This window comes from Pseudomonas sp. PME37.24/006, from assembly GCF_055556635.1.
Genome location: NZ_JBVHNL010000004.1, coordinates 638,054 through 658,315 on the forward strand (window position 1 = coordinate 638,054; position 20,262 = coordinate 658,315).

General features: G+C 61.5%; 23 protein-coding genes. 17 read left to right on the forward strand and 6 right to left on the reverse strand.

Annotation, left to right across the window (positions count from 1 at the left end; all coding sequences use genetic code 11):
• Window positions 1–33: 33 nt before the first annotated feature.
• On the reverse strand, window positions 34–321 hold the full coding sequence (locus tag ACZ3GY_RS19030) for a YheV family putative zinc ribbon protein (protein WP_465911585.1): 288 nt from the start codon (window positions 319–321) through the stop codon (window positions 34–36).
• Complete coding sequence (gene prlC / locus ACZ3GY_RS19035) at window positions 318–2,366, reverse strand: oligopeptidase A (RefSeq protein ID WP_465911586.1); 2,049 nt, start codon at window positions 2,364–2,366, stop codon at window positions 318–320. Before prlC ends, ACZ3GY_RS19030 begins: the two co-directional genes overlap by 4 nt.
• Before the next feature lie 99 nt (window positions 2,367–2,465).
• Between prlC and ACZ3GY_RS19040 the strand changes: the two genes are divergently transcribed.
• The 5 genes from ACZ3GY_RS19040 to ACZ3GY_RS19060 all read left to right on the forward strand — a co-directional run bounded on the left by ACZ3GY_RS19040 (window position 2,466) and on the right by ACZ3GY_RS19060 (window position 4,996).
• A complete protein-coding gene (locus ACZ3GY_RS19040) occupies window positions 2,466–3,008 on the forward strand; it encodes a gamma carbonic anhydrase family protein (RefSeq protein ID WP_465911587.1) in 543 nt (180 codons plus the stop codon).
• The gene (locus ACZ3GY_RS19045) at window positions 3,005–3,436 is read left to right on the forward strand and encodes a hypothetical protein (protein WP_465911588.1); all 432 of its coding nucleotides are present in this window, start codon (window positions 3,005–3,007) and stop codon (window positions 3,434–3,436) included. Before ACZ3GY_RS19040 ends, ACZ3GY_RS19045 begins: the two co-directional genes overlap by 4 nt.
• Window positions 3,437–3,541: 105 nt before the next feature.
• Window positions 3,542–4,012, forward strand: a complete 471-nt coding sequence (locus ACZ3GY_RS19050) for an Xre family toxin-antitoxin system antitoxin (RefSeq protein WP_465911589.1) — start codon at window positions 3,542–3,544, stop codon at window positions 4,010–4,012.
• On the forward strand, window positions 4,012–4,473 hold the full coding sequence (locus ACZ3GY_RS19055; RefSeq protein ID WP_465911590.1) for an RES family NAD+ phosphorylase: 462 nt from the start codon (window positions 4,012–4,014) through the stop codon (window positions 4,471–4,473). The genes ACZ3GY_RS19050 and ACZ3GY_RS19055 overlap by 1 nt, the downstream gene beginning before the upstream one ends.
• A 25-nt stretch (window positions 4,474–4,498) precedes the next feature.
• Window positions 4,499–4,996, forward strand: coding sequence for a GNAT family N-acetyltransferase (locus tag ACZ3GY_RS19060; RefSeq protein WP_465911591.1), 498 nt, complete (start codon window positions 4,499–4,501; stop codon window positions 4,994–4,996).
• A gap of 220 nt (window positions 4,997–5,216) precedes the next feature.
• Here the strand turns inward: ACZ3GY_RS19060 and solA are convergent, their stop codons facing one another.
• On the reverse strand, window positions 5,217–6,386 hold the full coding sequence (gene solA / locus ACZ3GY_RS19065) for an N-methyl-L-tryptophan oxidase (protein WP_465911849.1): 1,170 nt from the start codon (window positions 6,384–6,386) through the stop codon (window positions 5,217–5,219).
• A 4-nt stretch (window positions 6,387–6,390) separates the two neighbouring features.
• The gene (locus tag ACZ3GY_RS19070) at window positions 6,391–7,053 is read right to left on the reverse strand and encodes an HD domain-containing protein (protein WP_465911592.1); all 663 of its coding nucleotides are present in this window, start codon (window positions 7,051–7,053) and stop codon (window positions 6,391–6,393) included.
• A gap of 286 nt (window positions 7,054–7,339) precedes the next feature.
• Between ACZ3GY_RS19070 and ACZ3GY_RS19075 the strand changes: the two genes are divergently transcribed.
• The 12 genes from ACZ3GY_RS19075 to ACZ3GY_RS19130 all read left to right on the forward strand — a co-directional run bounded on the left by ACZ3GY_RS19075 (window position 7,340) and on the right by ACZ3GY_RS19130 (window position 19,319).
• A complete protein-coding gene (locus ACZ3GY_RS19075; protein ID WP_465911593.1) occupies window positions 7,340–9,565 on the forward strand; it encodes a type VI secretion system Vgr family protein in 2,226 nt (741 codons plus the stop codon).
• Between the two features lie 29 nt (window positions 9,566–9,594).
• Window positions 9,595–10,047 carry a DUF6484 domain-containing protein gene (locus tag ACZ3GY_RS19080; protein ID WP_463562877.1) on the forward strand — a complete coding sequence of 151 codons (453 nt, stop codon included), beginning with the start codon at window positions 9,595–9,597 and terminating at the stop codon, window positions 10,045–10,047.
• A 1-nt stretch (window position 10,048) separates the two neighbouring features.
• Window positions 10,049–10,996: a PAAR-like domain-containing protein gene (locus tag ACZ3GY_RS19085; RefSeq protein WP_465911594.1), complete on the forward strand. Its 948-nt coding sequence runs from the start codon at window positions 10,049–10,051 to the stop codon at window positions 10,994–10,996.
• Window positions 10,997–11,006: 10 nt separating this feature from the next.
• Window positions 11,007–11,921, forward strand: coding sequence for a beta propeller repeat protein (locus ACZ3GY_RS19090; RefSeq protein ID WP_465911595.1), 915 nt, complete (start codon window positions 11,007–11,009; stop codon window positions 11,919–11,921).
• A gap of 22 nt (window positions 11,922–11,943) precedes the next feature.
• A complete protein-coding gene (locus ACZ3GY_RS19095) occupies window positions 11,944–13,056 on the forward strand; it encodes a DUF2169 family type VI secretion system accessory protein (RefSeq protein WP_465911596.1) in 1,113 nt (370 codons plus the stop codon).
• Window positions 13,053–14,090 (forward strand): hypothetical protein, encoded by a 1,038-nt coding sequence (locus tag ACZ3GY_RS19100; RefSeq protein WP_465911597.1) that lies wholly within the window; start codon window positions 13,053–13,055, stop codon window positions 14,088–14,090. Before ACZ3GY_RS19095 ends, ACZ3GY_RS19100 begins: the two co-directional genes overlap by 4 nt.
• Window positions 14,090–15,307 carry a PAAR-like domain-containing protein gene (locus ACZ3GY_RS19105; RefSeq protein ID WP_465911598.1) on the forward strand — a complete coding sequence of 406 codons (1,218 nt, stop codon included), beginning with the start codon at window positions 14,090–14,092 and terminating at the stop codon, window positions 15,305–15,307. The genes ACZ3GY_RS19100 and ACZ3GY_RS19105 overlap by 1 nt, the downstream gene beginning before the upstream one ends.
• On the forward strand, window positions 15,304–16,200 hold the full coding sequence (locus ACZ3GY_RS19110) for a hypothetical protein (protein ID WP_465911599.1): 897 nt from the start codon (window positions 15,304–15,306) through the stop codon (window positions 16,198–16,200). Before ACZ3GY_RS19105 ends, ACZ3GY_RS19110 begins: the two co-directional genes overlap by 4 nt.
• On the forward strand, window positions 16,200–17,435 hold the full coding sequence (locus tag ACZ3GY_RS19115) for a TIGR02270 family protein (protein WP_465911600.1): 1,236 nt from the start codon (window positions 16,200–16,202) through the stop codon (window positions 17,433–17,435). The genes ACZ3GY_RS19110 and ACZ3GY_RS19115 overlap by 1 nt, the downstream gene beginning before the upstream one ends.
• Window positions 17,436–17,470: 35 nt before the next feature.
• Entirely contained in the window at window positions 17,471–17,671 is a 201-nt protein-coding gene (locus ACZ3GY_RS19120; RefSeq protein WP_463562883.1) for a hypothetical protein, read from the forward strand.
• Window positions 17,668–18,138, forward strand: a complete 471-nt coding sequence (locus tag ACZ3GY_RS19125) for a DUF6795 domain-containing protein (RefSeq protein ID WP_225837068.1) — start codon at window positions 17,668–17,670, stop codon at window positions 18,136–18,138. Before ACZ3GY_RS19120 ends, ACZ3GY_RS19125 begins: the two co-directional genes overlap by 4 nt.
• Before the next feature lie 101 nt (window positions 18,139–18,239).
• The gene (locus ACZ3GY_RS19130; RefSeq protein ID WP_225837066.1) at window positions 18,240–19,319 is read left to right on the forward strand and encodes a lipase family protein; all 1,080 of its coding nucleotides are present in this window, start codon (window positions 18,240–18,242) and stop codon (window positions 19,317–19,319) included.
• Between the two features lie 46 nt (window positions 19,320–19,365).
• Here the strand turns inward: ACZ3GY_RS19130 and ACZ3GY_RS19135 are convergent, their stop codons facing one another.
• Entirely contained in the window at window positions 19,366–19,899 is a 534-nt protein-coding gene (locus ACZ3GY_RS19135) for a DUF3299 domain-containing protein (protein WP_463562884.1), read from the reverse strand.
• A gap of 66 nt (window positions 19,900–19,965) precedes the next feature.
• Window positions 19,966–20,214 (reverse strand): GlsB/YeaQ/YmgE family stress response membrane protein, encoded by a 249-nt coding sequence (locus tag ACZ3GY_RS19140; RefSeq protein WP_084303730.1) that lies wholly within the window; start codon window positions 20,212–20,214, stop codon window positions 19,966–19,968.
• Between the last annotated feature and the right edge of the window lie 48 nt (window positions 20,215–20,262).

Genomic DNA, 20,262 nt, shown 5'->3' on the forward strand with positions numbered 1-20,262 from the left:
GCTAGAGCGGCGTTTTATATTGCGGCGGGACTATCAGTCGTCGCTTTTCTTCAACTTCGGATTGGGAAAGAACTGCACGGCCTTGACCTTGGGGTCGGCCGGTTTCTTCGGTGTCAGGGCACTGACGTTGACGCGGGTCGGCAGCTCCTTGGCCACCGAGTTGCCGCGCTCGTCCAACGTGTCGGCATAACCGCACTGCACGCACTCGCGGTGCGGCACGCCATCGACGTTCCACATCTTGATGCTGTCCATTTCGCTGCACGCCGGGCACACGGCTCCGGCGATGAAGCGCTTGGTCGTTATCACAGGGTCGTCGCTCATGCCGCCTCCGCACTCAGGCCCAGGTGGCGCAGCAACGCGTCGATGCTTGGCTCGCGGCCACGGAAATCGGCGAACAGCACCATCGGCGCCTGAGAGCCACCACGGGCCAGGATCGCCTCGCGGAAGGCGCGACCGGTCTGCGGGTTGAGCACGCCCTCTTCTTCGAACTTCGAGAAGGCATCGGCAGACAGCACTTCGGCCCACTTGTAGCTGTAGTAACCGGCGGCATAACCGCCTGCGAAGATGTGCGCAAAGCTGTTGGGGAAACGGTTGTAAGCCGGCGGACGCATCACCGAGACTTCGTCACGGATGCCTTCGAGCACCTCCAGCACACTGCGGCCGTCACCGTGAACGGCATGCAGTTCGAAGTCGAACAGCGAGAACTCTAGCTGACGCACCATCATCAGGCCGGACTGGAAGTTCTTGGCAGCGAGCATCTTGTCGAGCAGATCCTGAGGCAGTGCCTCACCACTCTCGTAGTGCCCGGAGATCAGCGCCAGACCTTCCGGCTCCCAGCACCAGTTTTCCATGAACTGACTCGGCAGCTCGACGGCATCCCAGGCCACGCCGTTGATGCCGGAAACCCCGACATGCTCGACGCGGGTCAGCAGGTGATGCAGACCATGGCCGAATTCGTGGAACAGGGTGGTGACTTCATCGTGGGTCAGCAGGGCCGGCTTGCCGGTCGACGCAGGGGTGAAGTTGCACACCAGGTTGGCCACCGGGCTGACCAGCTCGCCGCCGGCAGCACGACGCTTGTCGCGGGCACCGTCCATCCAGGCACCACCGCGCTTGTTGGCACGGGCGTACAGGTCGAAAAAGAAGCGACCGACGTGCTGACCGTTTTCGGAAATCTCGAACAAACGTACGTCCGGGTGCCAGGTATCGAAGCCGGAAAGCTCCTTGATCTGGATGCCGTAGAGCTTCTCGACGATGGCGAACAGACCGCCGAGCACTTTGTCGATGGGGAAATAGGCGCGCAGGATTTCCTGGGAAATGCTGTAGCGCTGCTCACGCAGTTTTTCGCTGTAGTAGCCCACGTCCCAGCTCTGCAGATCGTTGCAGCCATGCTCGGCGGCATAGGCCTTGAGTTCGGCCAGATCCTGCTCGGCGAACGGTTTGCTGCGTACCGCTAGGTCACGCAAAAAGCTCAGCACCTGCTCGGTGGACTCGGCCATCTTGCTGGCCAGGCTCAGCTCGGAGTAATTGGCGAAGCCGAGCAAACGCGCCAGTTCCTGGCGCAGGTCGAGAATCTCGGCCATCACCGGGCCGTTGTCGTTCTGCCCGGCATTCGGGCCCTGATCCGAGGCACGGGTGGAGTAGGCGGCATACAGCTCTTCGCGCAGGGCGCGGTTGTCGGCGTAGGTCATCACCGCGTAATAGCTGGGGAACTCCAGGGTGATCAGCCAGCCTTCCAGCCCTTTGGCCTCGGCAGCCTGTTTCATTTGCGCCTTGGCGGAATCGGTGATGCCGGCCAGCAGGCTTTCGTCCTCGACGTGTTTGCTCCAGGCCTGGGTAGCATCCAGCAACTGGTTCGAGAAACGGCTGCCCAGCTCCGAAAGCTTCATCTGGATCTCGCCATAACGCTTCTGCTGCTCGGCTGGCAGGTCGATACCGGACAGGCGGAAATCACGCAGAGCGTGTTCGAGAATGGTCTTCTGCGCCACGTCGAAACCGGCCGCTTCAGGGCTGGCAGCGAGAGCCTCGTAAGCCTGGAACAGGGCGCGGTTCTGGCCCATTTCCGTCCAGTACTCGGAGAGTTTGGGCAGGCAGGCCTCGTAGGCGGCGCGCAGCTCGGGGTTGTTACGCACGGCATTGAGGTGGCTGACCGGGCTCCAAGCGCGGCCCAGCTTCGAACCCTGCTCGTCGAGCGGATCGATCAGCGATTCCCAGCGCGGCGCATTGCCCTGGCTGGCCAGCAGCTCGGCCACCGCCGTACGGCTTTCGGCGAGGATGGCATCGACTGCCGGCTCTACGTGCTCGGGCAGGATGGTCGAATACGGCGGCAGGTCGAAATCTTGCAGCAGGGGATTGTTCACACTCACGTCGGGTACCTGTGGTGGAATGAATTTAGAAGACTGACAACTGATATGGCGTCCATCTTAATTACAATCAACCCCTGACGCAGCTTAAGAGGTTCTATCGTGGCGATTCGTACTTACCAATCCATCACCCCGCAGCTTGGCGAGCGCGCATTCGTCGACGCCTCGGCGGTGGTCATCGGCGATGTGGAAATCGGTGAAGACAGCTCCGTGTGGCCGCTGACCGTGATCCGTGGCGACATGCACCGCATCCGTATCGGCAAACGCACCAGCGTGCAGGACGGCAGCGTGCTGCACATCACCCATGCCGGCCCGTTCAACCCGGACGGCTTCCCGCTGATCATCGGCGACGAGGTGACCATCGGCCACAAGGTGATGCTGCACGGCTGCACTCTGGGCAGCCGCATCCTGGTCGGCATGGGCAGCACGGTGATGGACGGCGCAGTGGTCGAGGACGACGTGATCATCGGCGCCGGCAGCCTGGTGCCGCCGGGCAAGGTGCTGGAAAGCGGTTACCTGTACGTCGGCAGCCCGGTGAAACAGGCGCGGGCACTGACCGACAAGGAGCGCAATTTCTTCAGCTACACCGCCGGCAACTACGTGAAGCTCAAGGATCAGCATATCGCTGAAGGTTACGACAGGTGAGGCACCTGCTGGCATTTGCGCTGCTGGCTACCGCCTGCGCGCCAGCCTGGGCAGACGATGTGCGCTGCCTGCAATCGGCGGGCGGTGGCAAACCGATCCGCCTCAGCCTGACACTTTTCACCACCGAGCAGGGCGACTGGAGCCGTGCAGGCTCGGTGCTGTATGCCGGCCAAGCCGACAGCTTGCCGATCGTGTTCAAAAGCAGCGAAGTCGTCGATGAGGTGGAGGGTCGCCCGTGGGAATACCTCAGCACCTGGCTGGAAGTGCTGACCGACGAGGAGCGCATCGGCGGGCGCTACACCTTTCACCATCAGGGCGCCGTGGTGTTCGACTTTCAGTACAAGAACCTGCGCACCGGCAAGACCTTTAATTTCGAGGAAAACCCGGCGGTACTGGACGCTTACAACAGCTGTAACTGGCCCGCGTAAGCCAAAATCGTAGCTCTTTGCCGTCCAGCAGCCAGGCGTGCAAGCGAGAGCAGAAAGGAGTAACCTTCATTTGACGTTTATTTTTAATCAAATGAAGGAGGCAGCATGACCGTTACCGCAATGCGTCAGGCCAAGCACGGCAAGGACGACCACTCGCCCGTGGTCGCCGCCTTCTGGGCGTTCAGCGCCGGCCGTGAAAAGCTCAGTGAAGCCGAGCGCCTGCAACAGATCCGGGATGGCTTCGCCGCCGACCTGGTGCAGGCCGTCAAGGCCACCTTCGCGCTGCCCGAGCGCAGCCTGGAAATCCTCCTCAACGCCTCGATTTCGACCCTCGAGCGGCGTCGGCGCGAGCACAAGCTGCTCGACCCGGTCGCCTCGGAGCGCCTGGATCGGATCGCCATGATCTGCCAGTTGGCCGAAGACGTATTCGAGAGCCGCCAGGCGGCTGCAGACTGGATGTCGCGTGTCAATCAGTCGCTTGGCGGGCAGGCGCCGATCATGCTCTGCGAAACGGAAATCGGTGCCAAGCAGGTTCGCCGGGTGCTCAACGCCCTCGATTGGGGTGGTGCCGCCTGATGCGTGCATGGCGTGTCGCCAAGGCCAAGCGGGCGACGGATCTTTCCGGGCGCGGCGCCGCCATCGAAGGCGGGCGCTGGAACGAGCAGGATGTCGCAGCGGTGTACATGGGACTCTCCCCTGCCATCTGCTGCCTGGAAACCTTCGTGCATGCGGAGGGGCCACCGGCGATGCCGATGAAAATTACCTGCTTCGAGCTGCCTGACGACCCTGCGCTTTACTGGGAGCCCGCTGCCAACGAACTGCCGAAAGGCTGGAACGCCCTGCCGGTCGACCGCCCGAGCATGGCGTTCGGCACGGCCTGGCTGCGCGCGGTCAGTCATCTGGGGCTTATCGTGCCGTCAGCCGTGCTGCCGCTGGAACGCAATCTGCTGATCAACCCGCTGCATCCGGCCATCAGCCAGATCAACATCCTCGACATCTATGACTTCACTTACGATGCGCGCATGTTCAAAGCGTGAGTCGCTGAATATCCCAGGAGAGCGCGTGAATATCCGCCCTATTACCAGCGCCGACTTCGATCAGGTCTGGCCCGTCATCCGCGACGTCACCCAGGCCCAGGAAACCTACGCCTATGACCCGGCCATGGATCGTGAAACGGCCTGGAAGCTCTGGGTCGAGCTGCCCCGCGCCACCTTCGTGGCCGAAGAAGACGGGCAGATCCTTGGCAGTTACTACATCAAAGCCAACGCTGCCGGCCCCGGTGACCACGTGTGCAACTGCGGCTACATGACCGCCCCTGCCGCCCGCGGCAAGGGCGTGGCCAGCGCGCTGTGCCAGCATTCGTTGCAGATCGGTCGCGAACTACGCTTTCAGGCGATGCAGTTCAACTCCGTGGTGGCAACTAACACAGTCGCTGTGGCGCTCTGGCAGAAGCACGGTTTCAGCATCGTCGGCACCCTGCCGAAAGCCTACCGTCACCGCACCCTGGGCCTGGTGGATTGCCATGTGATGTACCGCTGGCTGAACGACAATGATCTTTAGCCGAAAGATTGCCTGCGATGGCCACAAAGTGGCGGAAGCGGCCGATCGCGATCTCGTGGGAGGGGCCGGGCGGCGATCCGCTTTAGCCGCGAGCTCTTCACGCCTAGACAGGCACAATCGCGGCTAAAGCCCCTCCCACAAAAGCAGCAGCGCCCGATGTCCGCTTCTGCCTTGCTGCCGTCTATTCGTCAGTAGCTCCTGAGAGCTTACTTGCAGGTAACTACCTGAAGCGCGCCAGCGAGAAGGGTGACAGATCGACAGCGCCTGGCTCGTTGCAGTGATGCATGGCCAGCGCCTCGCCGATGCCGGCGGAATGCTTGAAGCCATGCCCGGAGCAGGCTGACACCAGGGTCACGTTGGCCAGCTGCGGATGGGCGTCGATGATGAAGTTGAAGTCCGGGGTGATGGTGTAGGTACAGACCTTGGACTTGAGCACCCGCTTCGACACACCGAGCAAGCGGCCGGCTACATGGGCGTCATACATGGCGTCGATATCAGCCTGGCTGACGCTGCGATCCAGCGCATCGGGATCACAGCCATCGAGGTACTGCTCGGTGGCGATCTTGATGGCGTTCTCGCCCGGCAGCGGCGGAAAACCGTAGCAACTGTCGGTGTCCGCCGCGCCGTGCAGCAGGATGTAGACCGGCGAGTTGGCAGCGAAGCGTTCAGGCTCGTCGAGCTCGAACCAGAACAACTGCTGACGGCACACCTTGAGCAGGCCCTCGACCGGCGCACCGAGTAGACTGCCCGTCCACATGCCGGCGCAGACGATGGCCTTGTCTGCGGTCAGCGTGCCGTTGCTGGTTTGCACGCGAACACCCTGGCCGACGGATTCGATGGCGGTGACCGGCGTGTTCTTGTGCAAGGTCGCGCCCATCTGCTCGGCTAGCCTCAACTGTACTTCGATGGCCAGCTCGGGGCGCACGAAACCAGCTCCGGGCTCGTAATAGCCGCTGGCCTCTTCGCTGAAACCGCCGAATTGTGGAAAGCGTGCGTGTATCCCTGCAGCATCCAGCAGGTCATGTTCAATGCCGAAGCGCTTGGCCAGCGCCGCAGTCTCACCACCGAAATCAGGTGTGCCATGGCCACGCGTCGGCGCCTGGCTGCTGCTGAGCATCAGCATGCCGCAAGCCTCGAACAAGGATTCGCCGCTCTGCGCTTCAAGCTCCCGCCAGATGCGCTGGGAATTCAACGCCAGCGGTACATAGGCAGCTCCCTCGCCCACCGCCTGGCGGGTAATGCGCGTATCGCCATGGCTGGATCCCTGATCGTGGGGCGGCGCATGACGATCCACGCCGGCCACTCGCACACCGCGCTTGGCCAGTTGATAAAGGGTGGCAGCGCCCATGGCGCCCATACCAATCACGATGACGTCGTAGTGCATGCGCAGTTCTCTAGTGATTCGAAAAAGGCTGGATCTCGTCGCGGAATGCGTCGAGGAAGGTAACCATCCGCGCGTGCCGCTGCTCGGCCAGACGCGCACCTGCGGCGGTCTGAAAACCGGAGGCCAGGCCCAGCAGCTTGGTGCGGAAATGGTCGAGGGCGAAGCGCTGGTCATCCAGCGGGCGATGCTGCGCGTCGATATCGTCGGCGTCGTACAAGGCGCTGCCCATTCGCCCGGACACATGAAAACAGCGCGCCACGCCGATCAAGCCAATGGCGTCGAGGCGATCAGCATCCTGCAGAATACGCGCCTCCAGGCTGGTCGGCGTGATTGCCGCAGAGAAACTGTGCGCTTCGATGGCATGGCAGGCCGCCGCGATACGCTCATCGCGCCAACCCAGACTGGTAAGCACTCCAGCGGCGCGCTCGGCAGAAAGGCGCGATGCGCTGGCACGCAACGGCGAATCCTTTTCTACCGCCACACAGTCGTGCAACAGCACGGCCGCCAGCAGCAGCTCCAGGTCGCCGCCTTCCTCCTGCTGCAACAGGCGAACATTGGCCCAGACCCGCTGCAGGTGCGACAGATCATGGGCACCGTCGTCGGTCGAGGGCGCGCAGAGCGCCAGCAACCGGGTTGCCTGCTGCACAAAGGGGGCAAAACGATCCATGGTCATCGGCTACTGGCTGTGGGCGAAAGCCGCACCTTAGAGCCAGGCGCTGTGGCTAGCAAGCCAAGCGGCCAGGCATTGCTCATCGCTATTACTGGACAATGCCGCATCGCTTGCGACACCTTTGCGCTTCGCTGGCCTGATCAAGCGCTGTCACAGGCAGCGCCACACCAACCCGCGTGGAAAAAACAGACAGACCGGCCAGCTCGATCGTGCATTCCCAACGGCGTCTCAGCACGTAACGGCATTCCCGGTTATCTTCGACACAGGACGGCATCCCAGGGTCACGGAAATGGCAATCACACAACAGTCGCGCATGGCCAAGGTCAACAGCCCGCTCGGCGAGAACGCGCTGGTCATGGAACGTCTGAGCGGCACCGAGTCCCTCGGCCGCCTCTTCCAGTACGAGTTGAGCCTGGCGTCGGAAAATTCATCGCTCAAGCTCAACAATCTGCTCGGCAAGCCCATGGGCATCGCCGTGCAGCTGGCCGATGGCAGCGATCGCTACTTCCACGGCATCGTCGCGCGTTGCAGCCAGACCGCCCATCGTGGCCAGTTCGCCAGTTACCAGGTCACGCTCAAGCCTTGGCTATGGTTGCTGTCGCGCACGTCCGACTGCCGGATCTTCCAGAGCAAGACAGTGCCCGAGATCATCAAGCAGGTGTTGCGCGATCTCGGCTTCTCCGATTTCGAAGACGCCCTCACCCGCTCCTATCGCGAGTGGGACTACTGCGTGCAGTACCGCGAGACCAGCTTCGACTTCGTCAGCCGGCTGATGGAGCAGGAAGGGATCTATTACTACTTCCGTCACGAGCAGGAACGCCACGTGCTAGTACTCTGCGATGCCTACGGTGCACACAGCACGGCACCTGGCTACGCCAGCGTGCCGTTCTACCCGCTCGACGATCAGATGCGCGAGCGCGATCACATTCATGACTGGCACCTGGCGCACGAAGTGCAACCTGGCTCCCTGGCGCTCAACGACTACGACTTCCAGCGCCCCAGCGCGCGCCTGGAAGTGCGCTCCAGCATCGCACGCGAGCACAGCAACGCCGACTATCCGCTCTACGATTACCCGGGCGAGTACGTGCAGAGCAAGGATGGCGAGCAATACGCGCGCAATCGCATCGAGGCGATTCAGGCTCAGCACGAGCAGATTCGCCTGAAGGGCAACGCCCGCGGATTGGGCAGCGGCCATCTGTTCAGCCTCACCGACTACCCGCGCGATGACCAGAACCGCGAATACCTGATCGTCGACAGCGAATACACCATCACCCAAGATCTGTATGAAAGCGGCCGGGGCAGTGAAGCCTTCCAGTTCGACAGCAGCCTCACCTGCATCGACGCCAGCCAGGTATTCCGGCCGCTGCCACTGACCGTTCAGCCGATCGTGCAGGGGCCACAGACGGCCATGGTGGTCGGCCCCAAGGGCGAGGAAATCTGGACCGATCAGTACGGCCGGGTAAAGGTACATTTCTACTGGGATCGCCACGACCAATCCAACGAGAACAGCTCCTGCTGGATCCGCGTATCGCAGAACTGGGCCGGCAAGAACTGGGGCTCGATCCAGATCCCGCGCATTGGCCAGGAAGTGATCGTTAGCTTTCTGGAAGGCGACCCCGACCGGCCGATCATCACCGGTCGCGTCTACAACGCCGAGCAGACGGTGCCCTACGACCTGCCCGCCAACGCCACGCAAAGCGGCACCAAGAGCCGCTCGAGCAAGGGTGGCACGCCAGCCAACTTCAACGAGATCCGCATGGAGGACAAGAAGGGCGAAGAGCAGCTGTTCATCCATGCCGAAAAGAATCAGGACATCGAGGTCGAGAACGACGAAACCCACTGGGTAGGCCACGACCGCAGCAAGACCATCGACAACGATGAGACGGTGCACGTCAAACACGATCGCACCGAGACGGTGGACAACAACGAGACCATCACCATCGGCGTCGACCGCACCGAAAAGGTCGGCAACAACGAGTCCATCACCATCGGCGTGAACCGCACCGAGCAGGTTGGCAGCAACGAGACCATCAGCATTGGCGCCAACCGTACCGAGAGCGTCGGCAGCAACGAGACCATCAGCATCGGCGCCAACCGCACTGAAAGCGTCGGCAGCAATGAAACCATCAGCATCGGCGCCAACCGTACCGAAAGCGTTGGCAACAGCGAGCGCACCACCATCGGTGCCGACCGCACCGCGCTGATCACCGCCAACGAGTACGTGCTGATCGGCGCGGATCTGGCGACCATGGCCGGCGGTAACGAGTCGCACTATGTGCGCGGCGAGCGCAATAGCCGAGTCCTCAAGGATGACAATCTGCATGTCGGCAAGAACTTCGTACTCAAGGCCGGTGACTCGATCACCCTGCAGACTGGCGCCGCCAGCATCGTCATGAAGAAGGACGGCACCATCGTCATTCGTGGCAAGAACATCAGCATCGACGGCTCCGGGGCGATCAACGTCAAGGCCGCCAAGAACATCGTGATGAAAGGCCAGAAGATCCTGCAGAACTGAGCCGCGACCACGGCCATGGAGCAACCTATATGACAGTCCAGTTCCACACCCCAGCCGTCACTCGCCTCGACGGCGTGGTCATCGGCGTGCTGCTCGATGTGCCCCAGGCGTCCAGCCCGGTAGTGGCGTTCCCCGGCTGCCCATCGGAAACCGGTATCGCCGCGACCACCACCACGACGCTCAGCCGTGAAGACATCGGCGCTCAGGTGGCGCTGATGTTCGTCGCCGGTGACCCGTCTCAGCCACTGGTGATCGGCCGCATCCAGCGCCTACCGCAGGCGCCGGTCGCCACGCCAGCGGCCGTGGCGCACATGGACGGCGAGCGCCTGGAATTCAGCGCCGAACGCGAGATCGTGCTGCGCTGCGGCAAGGCCAGCATCACCCTGACCCGCGAGGGCAAGGTGCTGATCAAGGGCGCCTACCTGTCCAGCCGCTCCAGCGGCGTGAACCGCATCAAGGGCGGTTCGGTGCAGATCAACTGAAATGAGCCATACGGTTTACGCCAACGGTCGAGAAATATCGGCGAAGAGCTCCGACGGCAAATCCATTGCCGCATTTCCTGACGTTTGCTTCACGCCTCCCCAGGCACCACCCACACCAATGGGCATCCCCATCCCTTACCCCAATACCGGCATGGCCAGCGATACCACCAAAGGAACACGCACGGTCAGGATCGCGGGCAGGGAGGTGATGCTCAAGAACAAGAGTCACTACAAGACTAGCTATGGTGACGAACCCGGCTGCGCGCCCAAGAAAGGTATTCTGACTGGCAAGATCAAAGGGAAGGTGTACTTCACCTCTTGGTCTATGGACGTCAAGTTTGAAGACAAGAACGTTGTTCGCCACCTTGATCTGACTACTTACAATCACGGCTCAAAGCCCGGCAACACGCCACCATGGCCGCACACAGCCAGCATGGTGCTGGCCTTCCAGCCGGGCGGCAAATGTGCCGGGATGGAACACCTGCGCGTACAGCCCTACAGCGATCCCTGCCCCGACTCGGCCAGCGGTGAGCGGCACACCGGCCACCACCTGATTCCCGGCCGTTGCATGCGCGATATAGCCAACTACAACCATCAGCAGGCACCGGTGATTTGCGTTTCGTTCGGCAACCAATATCAAGGCTCGCACCAGCGTTGCCACGAACGATTCGATCCTGTCGAGCTGAACCATCACCAACAGGGCAAACCGTTCATCTACGCAACCGCCAGGAAGACCGCAGCAGCGTCGGCCGGTGGCGCACTCACGCCACCGCGCGATATCACACCTGATGGACAGGCGTGCGTAGAGCACCAGCTCGACCAGTGCTACACCAGCACATCTGCCAAGGCCCCGGCCTGTACCGACTCAACCGTACTGAGGGCATCAGGCAAACCCGGCAAAGCTATCCCGGCCCCAGTCAGCCCAAGCGCCCCAGCGGGCATGCCTTAGGATTTCAATCATGCAACGCAAAGACTCCGCCCTCTACTTCAAGCACGTGATCGCCATTTCCGCCGAGCGCGCGTTGCTGAGCGGACTTCTCTATGTCGAAGAGACCGAGCCGACCATCAGTCGTATCATGATGATTGCCGAGGGTAACTGGTATCACCTCTATGATCTCGATGACATTACCCAGGACAGCCACCGCCAGGCCGCCGACGGCAATCGTGCCAAGGATGTCTACCACCTGCTGGGACGCCTCGGCTCACTGCGTATTCACCCATCCGGCCCGGCTTTTCAGGATGAGCAGTTGCCGCTGGCCAACGCCTATCTGAAGGCCCTGCGCGAGATAGACGGACAGCTGTACGCTTGTGGCACTCAAGGTCAGGTACTGCGCCGCACGGCGCAGGGCTGGCAACGCATGGATCAGGGCATCTACGAGCCGTTGCAGGATCAGGTCACCTCTAGCCTGAATGCGCTGGACGGTACAGCGACCAACGATATCTACGCGGCAGGCGATAGCGGTGCCTTGTGGCACTGGGACGCAAGTAAGTGGACTCGCCTGGAAAGCCCGACCAACCTGCCGCTGTACGTGGTTCACCACCACAGCGACGGCTCTATATTCCTGGCCGGTTCAGGCGGTGTGCTGTTCAGGGGCAATCGCCAACAAGGCTGGGCAGATCTGAGCGACTCAGCCTTCAGCCACCTGGTGCTGGAAAATGCCTGTGAATTCCAGGGCGCTCTGTATCTATCTGCCGGCACGCATTTGCTGCGTTATGCCAACAATCAGTTGTCAGCCGTTCATGTTCCCCTGCCGGGGCCACTGGCATTTCACAACCTCGACGCCTGTGCCGAAGCACTGTGGTGTATAGGAGACGACTGCGTGTTGTCTTTTGATGGTCAGCATTGGCAAGCACATTCCTGCCCGGAGAACTGATGCGCGAACGGGATAGGTTCTGATGGAACTGCTCAACGCCACGCGAATGGTGGCCGCCTACAACCAGGGTCTGGATGCTGATGGCCGCGAATACTTGGTGGTCATCGTCAAGGGCACCTTCGATCTGCCGGTGGACGGCAGCGTGGCGCGCCTGCTCGATGACCAGCAACCGCTGCTGATGAGCGATACCTTTACCGGTGACCCGGCGCTGTCCGCACCCCTGCGCGAGTTCGACTTCGCCCCTTTCAAGCCGTACTGCGACGTGCTGGTCAGCGGCAGCGCCCACGCGCCAGGCGGCCGCCCGGTCAGCCAGCTGACCGTGGGCATCCGTGTCGGCCGGGTCAGCAAGGCATTCAGCGTGTACGGCCCGCGGCAATGGCAACCCGGCGCGCTGGGCACCAGCGCCGGCGCGCCACAGCCCTTCGTACGTCAGGACATTTCCTACGCCAGTGCCTTCGGCGGCCACCACACGGCGCCGAGTAACCCCGAGCACCTCCTGTGCAACCTGCGCAATCCGGCCGGCCAGGGCTGGTACCCGCGCAGCCTGAGCGGCGGCACCGTGGTCGGCATGCCGATGCCCAACACCGAAAAGCTCGGCCAGCCCGTGGATGCGCCCCATGGCGATTTCGAACCCATGGCCCTCGGCCCGCTGGGCAAGCACTGGCAGGCGCGCGTCGGCTTCGCCGGCACCTACGATCAGGCTTGGCAGGACGAGCAGTTTCCCTTCCTGCCCAAGGACTTCGACGAACGCTACTTCCAGGCGGCCCCGGCCGATCAGCAGACCGACTACCTCAAAGGTGGCGAAGAGGTTTTTCTGCTCGGCATGCTGCCCAGCGAGCGCGCCGGCTTCCGGGTGCCCAGCGTGCGCATGCCGGTGACCTATTTCCTCAGCGCCGGCGGCCATGAAACCGCAGATGCGGTCATAGACACCCTGCTGGTCGACACCGACGCCGGGCATGTGGAAATCACTTGGCGCACCCGCCGACCGCTAAAGCGCAGCCTGTTCGAGATCGCCCAGGTGCTGGTGGGCGAGAAGTCCCGGGCCTGGTGGCGCGCTCGCGAACTGGGCAAGGACTACCACCCGTCTCTGGCCGCCCTGAGCCACAGCCGCTCGACCGAGGATGACCTGTCATGAGCGCCCTCAGCATCCTCTCCAGCGGTATGGTCAGCGCCGTGGGCCTGAGCGCGCCGGCCAGCTGCGCGGCGATCCGCTGCGCCCTCGACAATTTTCAGGAAACCCGCTTCATCGACGGCGGCGGTGAATGGCAGGTCGCCGCCAGCGTGCCGCTGGAGGAACCCTGGCGCGGCCGAACCAAGCTAGTGAAGATGGCCGCCCGCGCTATCGCCGAAAGCCTCGCCGCTTTGCCTGGCCTGGATTGCGCCGCTACGCCACTGCTGCTCGGCGTCGCTGAACTGGATCGCCCAGGGCGTTGCGACGACCTGGACAACAGCCTGCTGCGCGATATCGAGCGTGAGCTGGGTGTGCAGTTTCATGGTGCGTCCACGCTGATCCCGCGCGGCCGGGTCAGCGCCGGCGTGGCGCTGCTCAATGCACGCCGGCTGATCCACGAAGGCGGTCATCGGTACGTGCTGATCGCCGGGGTCGACTCCTTTCTCAACGCAGCCACCCTGTCCGCCTTCGAGCAACGTCAGCGGCTGCTGACCAGCCGCCACTCCAACGGCTTCATTCCCGGTGAAGGCGCAGCGGCGGTGGTCGTCGGCGCGCCGGTGCGCCAGGACGCCGAACAGCTGGTCTGCTTCGGACTGGGCTTTGGCGTCGAGAAAGCTACCGTCGAGGCCGACGACATCCCGCTGCGCGCCGACGGGCTGGTGCAGGCCACCCAGGCGGCGCTCAAGGATGGCAACTGTCGCATGGAACAGATGGACTACCGCCTGACCGACAACGCCGGCGAGCAGTACTACTTCAAGGAAGCGGCCCTGGCACTGAGCCGCACGCTGCGGGTGGTCAAGGAGGAGTTCGATATCTGGCACCCCGCCGACTGCATCGGCGAATGCGGTGCCGCCATCGGCCCGGCCATGCTGGCGGTGGCCCTGGCCGCCTCACGCAAGGGCTACAGCCTGGGTTCGAACATCGTCTATCAACTGGGCAACGACGCCGGCGAGCGCACCGTGGCGCTGCTGCGTTATCAACGGGTAGGAGCAGCCTGATGGCCAACGAGGTCTATGCCAACAACCGGGAGATTTCCTGCAAGGCAGCCAGCGGCAAGTCCATCGCCGCCTTTCCCGACGTCTGCTTCACCCCACCGCAGACGCCGCCGATGCCCCTGGGCATTCCGATCCCGTACCCCAACACCGGGCTGTCCAAGGACACCACCAAGGGCACGCGCACCATCCGCATCACCCGCAAGGAAGTGATGCTCAAGAACAAGAGCTACTACAAGACCAGCTACGGCGACGAACCCGGCCGCGCTCCGAAGAAAGGCATCATCACCAGCAAGATCAAGGGCAAGGTGTACTTCACCTCCTGGTCGATGGACGTCAAGTTCGAAGGCAAGAACGTGGTTCGGCATATGGATCTGACGACCCATAACCATGGATCGATGCCGGGCAATACGCCGACCTGGCCGTATCTGGATCAGATGGCGGTAAGCAAGGGAGAAGGGCCGTGCAAGGAAGACATCAAGAACGAGAAGGATGCCTGCAAGGAATACACACCTCATGGGGACGGGGACCCGTGTCCGCCAACCACAGAACTGGTGAAAGCAAAAAAAGCGCGGGCGCTTACCGCTAAGGGCTCCCCTGCCAGAACCCAGGCCAATACGTCAGTTAAAAGCGCCTACGAGCGACTCGCCAGTAAAAATCGAGCCAACAAATGCCTGCAGGCTCGGCGCTGCATGCTAACGCCCTACAAACCCAAAGGCCGCGGCAAAACCCGCCAGCCGGGCTGCTGCCCTGGCCAGACAGGCCATCATCTTATAGAGGCTTCGGCGTTTCTTGAGCCAGGAACCCGCAAAGACGGTGGCTCACTACGGGCGCAGTTCAAGAACTCGAAATATGACCTTGATCGAGCACCCTGCGTGTGTGCGGAAGGCCCTGACAATACGACTGCAACCCACGGTTTGATGCACACCTATCAAGGCGTCAGGGCAAAAAAGCTGGCTCCAGATGGCACATGGACCTTGCGCCAGGCCACTGAATGCGGCGCGGCGTCAGTGAATATGGTCTTTCAGAGCGGGTGTGATCAGCAGTGCCTGGAATCGCAACTCAATGCCTACCATTCCAGTCCAGAAGTGGGTGTAAAACCAAACACGAAAATACCGTCGTCACCCAGTGGCAAAACTGACAGCAAGGTTGCTGAGCAGGCTTGGCAGCAATATGACAAGGGCAAACGATTGATAGATAACTCAGGGAGTATCACACGATGATGTTCAAAGATGTTGGTTACCGTTACCGCAGCGGGGCTGTGCGCTACGGCGACCTCGCTTATGTCTTGTGCATTGATCCTGATCTTGCGGCAGACGGCTTACCACATACATCTTTTTATGCCTGGGATAATGGCGGATGGGGCATGTATGAGATAGGACGCTGGAACGCTCATTCGATCTGCGTTACTCAAACCCCAAAAGACCAAGCTATCGCGCTGGGCGAACACGGAAATATCCGTGTGATGGGCAACAACGACGATTACGACGAGCAGATAGCCTGTCCCGGCGTAACGCTGAGCATCATGCGAGAAATACGCAACATCAGTGGTTTCGCCTATGTCTGCGGCATGGATCGTCAGGTATTCAAACGAGAGAGCCCAGACAATTGGATCGCTCTACACGGCGATATGCCTAACCAACCAGCCAAGGACATAGTTTTCGGGTTCGAATCCATTCATGGCTACAGCGAGCAAGATATCTACGCCGTCGGCTGGTATGGCGAAATCTGGCATTTCGATGGTGCTGCCTGGAAGAACTGCGCCAGTCCTACCAACATAAATCTCACTCGGGTGTGCTGTGCCGAAGACGGCTGGGTGTATGCGTGCGGTATGCACGGCATTCTTCTGCGGGGTAAAAACGATCAATGGGAAAACCTTGATCATGAGGCTACCGATTCAGATATTTGGGATCTCGAGTGGTTCGCCGGCAAGCTTTATGTTTCTACGCTCCATGCACTGTACTGGCTCAACGGAGACCAGCTTGAGCTGGTCGACTTCGGTGATTTGATCCCCAATAGCTGCCACAGTCTGAGCAGTGCTGATGGGCTGCTCTGGTCCATCGGGGAAAATGACATTCTGGCCTTCGACGGTACTTCGTGGACCCGCATCGAGTGATGATCGCCACCATCCTCGACCAGCACGCCGAAGAAGCCACCTTCCTCGCAGGCCTGCGCAGTTACGCAGTAGGCGCGCCCCATTATGACCTGGAGCACCTCGGCGACCTAGACGAGCGGATCGAGGCGCATCTCGATGGTCTGCAGATCGCCGGCCTCAAGGGGCTTCACCTGTTGCTTGAACAGCTGACTCCACATGCCCAGGGCGAGGTATTCGCTACGGCTGCGCTGGCACTGCGCCTGAGTAACGACAGCGCCCTGGAAACGCTGTATCAACATCTGCACGCCAACCCTGAGGGCGAGCCGTTTCTTGTTGCCGCATTGGGCTGGCTGGAGTGGCACGAAGTCTCCGCGCTGATCGAAGGCTATCTGCATGCCACTGACGTACAGCGCCGACGGATCGCCCTGGCTGCCCACACACTGCACGGCAAGGATCCAGGCCCGGCGCTGCTCTCGGCCCTCGGCCACGGTGATGCCAGCGTACTGGCCGCCGCGGCTCGGCTGGCTGGTACCCTGCGGCGCCGTGACCTGCTGCAGCCGCTGCGCCAACACCGCCTGCACGGTGACGATGACGTGCGTTTCTGGAGCAACTGGGCCAGCGCCCAGATGGGCGACCAGGAGGCCCTCGGCAATCTGCGCCTGTTCGCCGAGCAGCCGGGTGAGCGGCGCCGGCCCGCGCTCGAGGTACTGCTCGCCTGGCAACCGCGAGAGGCCAGCATTGCCTGGCTGCGCGGCCTGATGCAGAGCGAGGCGCACCGCCATATGGCGATCCAGGCCATCGGTCTGCTGGGCGACCCACAGACTATTGCCTGGCTGATTCGGCAGATGCACGAACTGCCCACGGCCCGTGCGGCGGGTGAAGCGTTCAGCCTGATTACCGGTGCGGACCTCGCGGAACTCGACCTGGAATTGAGCGTCTATCCCGACTACGACGAAGGCCCTACCGATGATCCGTCCGACACCAACGTCAGCATGGATCCGGACATCGACCTGCCCTGGCCAGATCCGTATCAGGTCGAACAATGGTGGCAAGGCCAGCAGCAGAGCTTGCAGCCAGGCACCGGGTATTTGCTGGGCCAGCCGTTCAGCGAGAGACAGTGCATGGCCGTGCTGCGCAGCGGTACACAGCGGCAGAGACGTGCAGCGGCCAGCTTACTAGCGCGCTACCAGCCGACCAGCATGCTGTTTGCAACGGATGCGCCGGCACGCCGGCAAAAGCGATTGCTGGGCTGCTGAGCCCAATCGATCAATGACACAAGGAGAGTGCGAACATGTTCAAGAAATCCCAGCTGCCCCCGTCGCTATACTCCGACGCCAGCCATGGGCAGAAATCCCGCTCGAAGAAATCGCCTGCTCACAGGCATGACTACCGCATCAGTCTGCGCATAGCGCCGCTGATTTCTCCTCGCCGCAGCAATCAACCTGCGGCACGTCCCGAAACGCTCAGCCATTCGGCGAGGGAACGACCTTGAACCGCAAAACACTTTCCTGCTGCGCATTGCTGCTTATCGGACTACTCACACAGGGTTACGCCATGGCTTTTTCCAAGACGCTTTATCTGTTCTCCGAGGTAGAGGGCACCGTGTTGCTCGACGGGAAACCTGTTCAGGGTGTGGAGATAGAACAGGAATATCACTGGCATTGGAAAAACGAGCACCGTACCAACACCACACAATCCGATGCTCAAGGCCGCTTTCAACTGCCGGCCGTGACTGCGAAATCACTGACAGCAGGCTTCATGCCCCACGAACCGGTGACCGGCCAGCGAATCACCCTGCGCTATCAGGGTAAGGAACATAAAGGCTGGGTATTCACCAAACACAATTATGACAACCTAGGTGAGGTGAAGGGCCGCCCACTGAAGTTCATCTGTGAGCTCAACAGCGAACCCGTCGCTCACCCGGAAACTGAAACATTCGGCATCTGCGTTCTTCAGTAACGCCCCCATCATCAGACCAGAAGGATTCGGCTGTGAACCCCTTGAGCCCCAAACAATCCGCGCAGATCGCAACGCATGTCTACACCGTCAAGGATGCCGTCATGTCATCCAAAGGTGGTGTGGAGGATGAAGCCGCCCGTCTCGGGCTGAGCAACTCATTCGACTTCTCCAATCTGCAAATGGCCAGTGGAACCAGCGGTGCCGTTTTCCGTACACGGACAGGCTTCGCCTATGCCGTACACGGCGTAGGGGGGCGGCAGGGAGAGATGCTGTTGGCATTTCGCGGCACCGACACCTTTGCAGATGCTATGACCGATGCGAACGCTGGCCTGCAACGCGGCCCGAGCACCTGGCCTGTGCACGCAGGTTTCAATGAAACGTTCAAGTCGTTACGCAATGATCTCGATTCATTCATGCGCGGACGCAACCCCAGCACCGTGCACTGCGTGGGTCACAGCCTGGGCGGTGCGCTGGCTACCCTGGCGGCAGATCACCTCAGTGAACTCGGCGTGGCCGGAATCAAGCTCTACACCTTCGGCTCACCACGCACAGGTGTCGGCGGCTTTGCCCGGCACCTGAGCGGCAAGCTTGGTGCCACCAACATCCATCGCGTTTACCACAGCGCCGATCCGGTGAGCATGGTGCCGATATTCCCGTTCAGCCATGTGCCAGTCAGCGGCAATGTCTGCATGATCCCCTGGAAGGGCGCGCAGATCAGCCCCAATGCACACCGTATGACCCAGTACCTGCCTGCCATTGGCGATGCCACCTGGACAGGGCTGTACCGCAACCCTGAGCCGCCACTCGATCGGGAAATCGACATCTGGCTGGAGAGCGCCAGCTACGGCCCCACCATGCATTCCGCAGCGACATTGTGGATGATTTCCAAGGCCATGCAGTACCTGCTCAAGAAGGCTGCCAATATGGTAATCGGCAGCGCGATCACCGTGAGCATGACCGTGCTGGATCAGATTGCCAGTGTTCTGGTGCAGGGCGCACAGCTTTGCAAGGACATCAGCGATTCGATACGCGCCCTGATCGTGAAAATCTTCAAGTTCCTGGGTCGCGCAGTGCCTGCCACCATCGAAGTGACCACGTTTTTTCTGCGCTGGGTGCTTGATCTGCTGGCCAGGGCGGTCGTCGACATGGCGCGCCAAGCCATGCAGCTCGTGATTCGCTAGTGAATAGCTAAATGACGTTGGCGCCCGACCGGGGCGCCAACGTTCATCACAGATCGCTTTCCTCGACCATCCGCGCGCTACTGGCGTCCAGCGCATAGGCAGCATCGGCCAGGTCGTTGCTGACAGGCTCTATCTTCAGAGTGCCATTGACCCAGAGAGGCTCGTAGATATCTTCGAGGGCGATGCCCTTGGGATAGCGCACCAGCACCAGTTGGTTAGGCGGCGGTGGTGGGACGTGGATGCAGGCGCCTGGGTAAGGCACCAGAAAGAACAGGGTGCTGCGTCCGGCATTGTCGGTTTCAAGCGGTACCGGATAGCCACCAAGGCGGATTTTTTTGCCGTTCATGGCGGGCACGGTGTTGGCCGAATACATCACGGCGGGCAAATCCTTTTCCTGCTGTTTGAGGCCACCCTTGCTGTCGAAGCTACCCGCCGCCTCCGGGCTGTTGTGGGTGATCTCCGGCATCTGTTCAAGCGCGCGCTGATCCGCTTCGGGCATCAGTTCCAGCCAGTCGGTTTCGGGCAGTTCGGCGTGGGCGATGCCGCAGATCAACAGCAGAACAAGGGGCAGGTAACGCATCGACGGGACTCATAGTGGTAATAGCCAACAGGGAGTAGCCAGTCGTCGATGCGTCAGGCTACCGGTTCAACGCTTCTTGGTGATCAAGCCGTAGATCACCAGCAGGATGATCGCACCAACCACCGCGCCGATGAAACCAGCGCCTTCACCCGCCCGGTAGATGCCCAGTGCCTGACCACCGTAGGTCGCAGCGATGGAGCCACCGATACCCAGCAGGATGGTCATGATCCAGCCCATGCTGTCATCGCCTGGCTTGAGGAAACGGGCGATCAACCCGACGATCAGGCCGATTAAAATAGTGCCGATAATACCCATGACGCCCTCCAGAATAGAAAAAGGCGCCGCACGAATGCGGCGCCTTTC

Coding starts and splice junctions, on each gene's coding strand:
- ACZ3GY_RS19105 (WP_465911598.1), top strand. CDS start 14,090: ATGGCCAACGAGGTCTATGCCAACAACCGGGAGATTTCCTGCAAGGCA.
- ACZ3GY_RS19120 (WP_463562883.1), top strand. CDS start 17,471: ATGTTCAAGAAATCCCAGCTGCCCCCGTCGCTATACTCCGACGCCAGC.
- ACZ3GY_RS19095 (WP_465911596.1), top strand. CDS start 11,944: ATGGAACTGCTCAACGCCACGCGAATGGTGGCCGCCTACAACCAGGGT.
- ACZ3GY_RS19085 (WP_465911594.1), top strand. CDS start 10,049: ATGAGCCATACGGTTTACGCCAACGGTCGAGAAATATCGGCGAAGAGC.
- ACZ3GY_RS19030 (WP_465911585.1), bottom strand. CDS start 321: ATGAGCGACGACCCTGTGATAACGACCAAGCGCTTCATCGCCGGAGCC.
- ACZ3GY_RS19080 (WP_463562877.1), top strand. CDS start 9,595: ATGACAGTCCAGTTCCACACCCCAGCCGTCACTCGCCTCGACGGCGTG.
- ACZ3GY_RS19130 (WP_225837066.1), top strand. CDS start 18,240: ATGTCATCCAAAGGTGGTGTGGAGGATGAAGCCGCCCGTCTCGGGCTG.
- ACZ3GY_RS19090 (WP_465911595.1), top strand. CDS start 11,007: ATGCAACGCAAAGACTCCGCCCTCTACTTCAAGCACGTGATCGCCATT.
- ACZ3GY_RS19055 (WP_465911590.1), top strand. CDS start 4,012: ATGCGTGCATGGCGTGTCGCCAAGGCCAAGCGGGCGACGGATCTTTCC.
- ACZ3GY_RS19110 (WP_465911599.1), top strand. CDS start 15,304: ATGATGTTCAAAGATGTTGGTTACCGTTACCGCAGCGGGGCTGTGCGC.
- ACZ3GY_RS19115 (WP_465911600.1), top strand. CDS start 16,200: ATGATCGCCACCATCCTCGACCAGCACGCCGAAGAAGCCACCTTCCTC.
- ACZ3GY_RS19070 (WP_465911592.1), bottom strand. CDS start 7,053: ATGACCATGGATCGTTTTGCCCCCTTTGTGCAGCAGGCAACCCGGTTG.
- ACZ3GY_RS19050 (WP_465911589.1), top strand. CDS start 3,542: ATGACCGTTACCGCAATGCGTCAGGCCAAGCACGGCAAGGACGACCAC.
- ACZ3GY_RS19140 (WP_084303730.1), bottom strand. CDS start 20,214: ATGGGTATTATCGGCACTATTTTAATCGGCCTGATCGTCGGGTTGATC.
- ACZ3GY_RS19135 (WP_463562884.1), bottom strand. CDS start 19,899: ATGCGTTACCTGCCCCTTGTTCTGCTGTTGATCTGCGGCATCGCCCAC.
- ACZ3GY_RS19075 (WP_465911593.1), top strand. CDS start 7,340: ATGGCAATCACACAACAGTCGCGCATGGCCAAGGTCAACAGCCCGCTC.
- ACZ3GY_RS19100 (WP_465911597.1), top strand. CDS start 13,053: ATGAGCGCCCTCAGCATCCTCTCCAGCGGTATGGTCAGCGCCGTGGGC.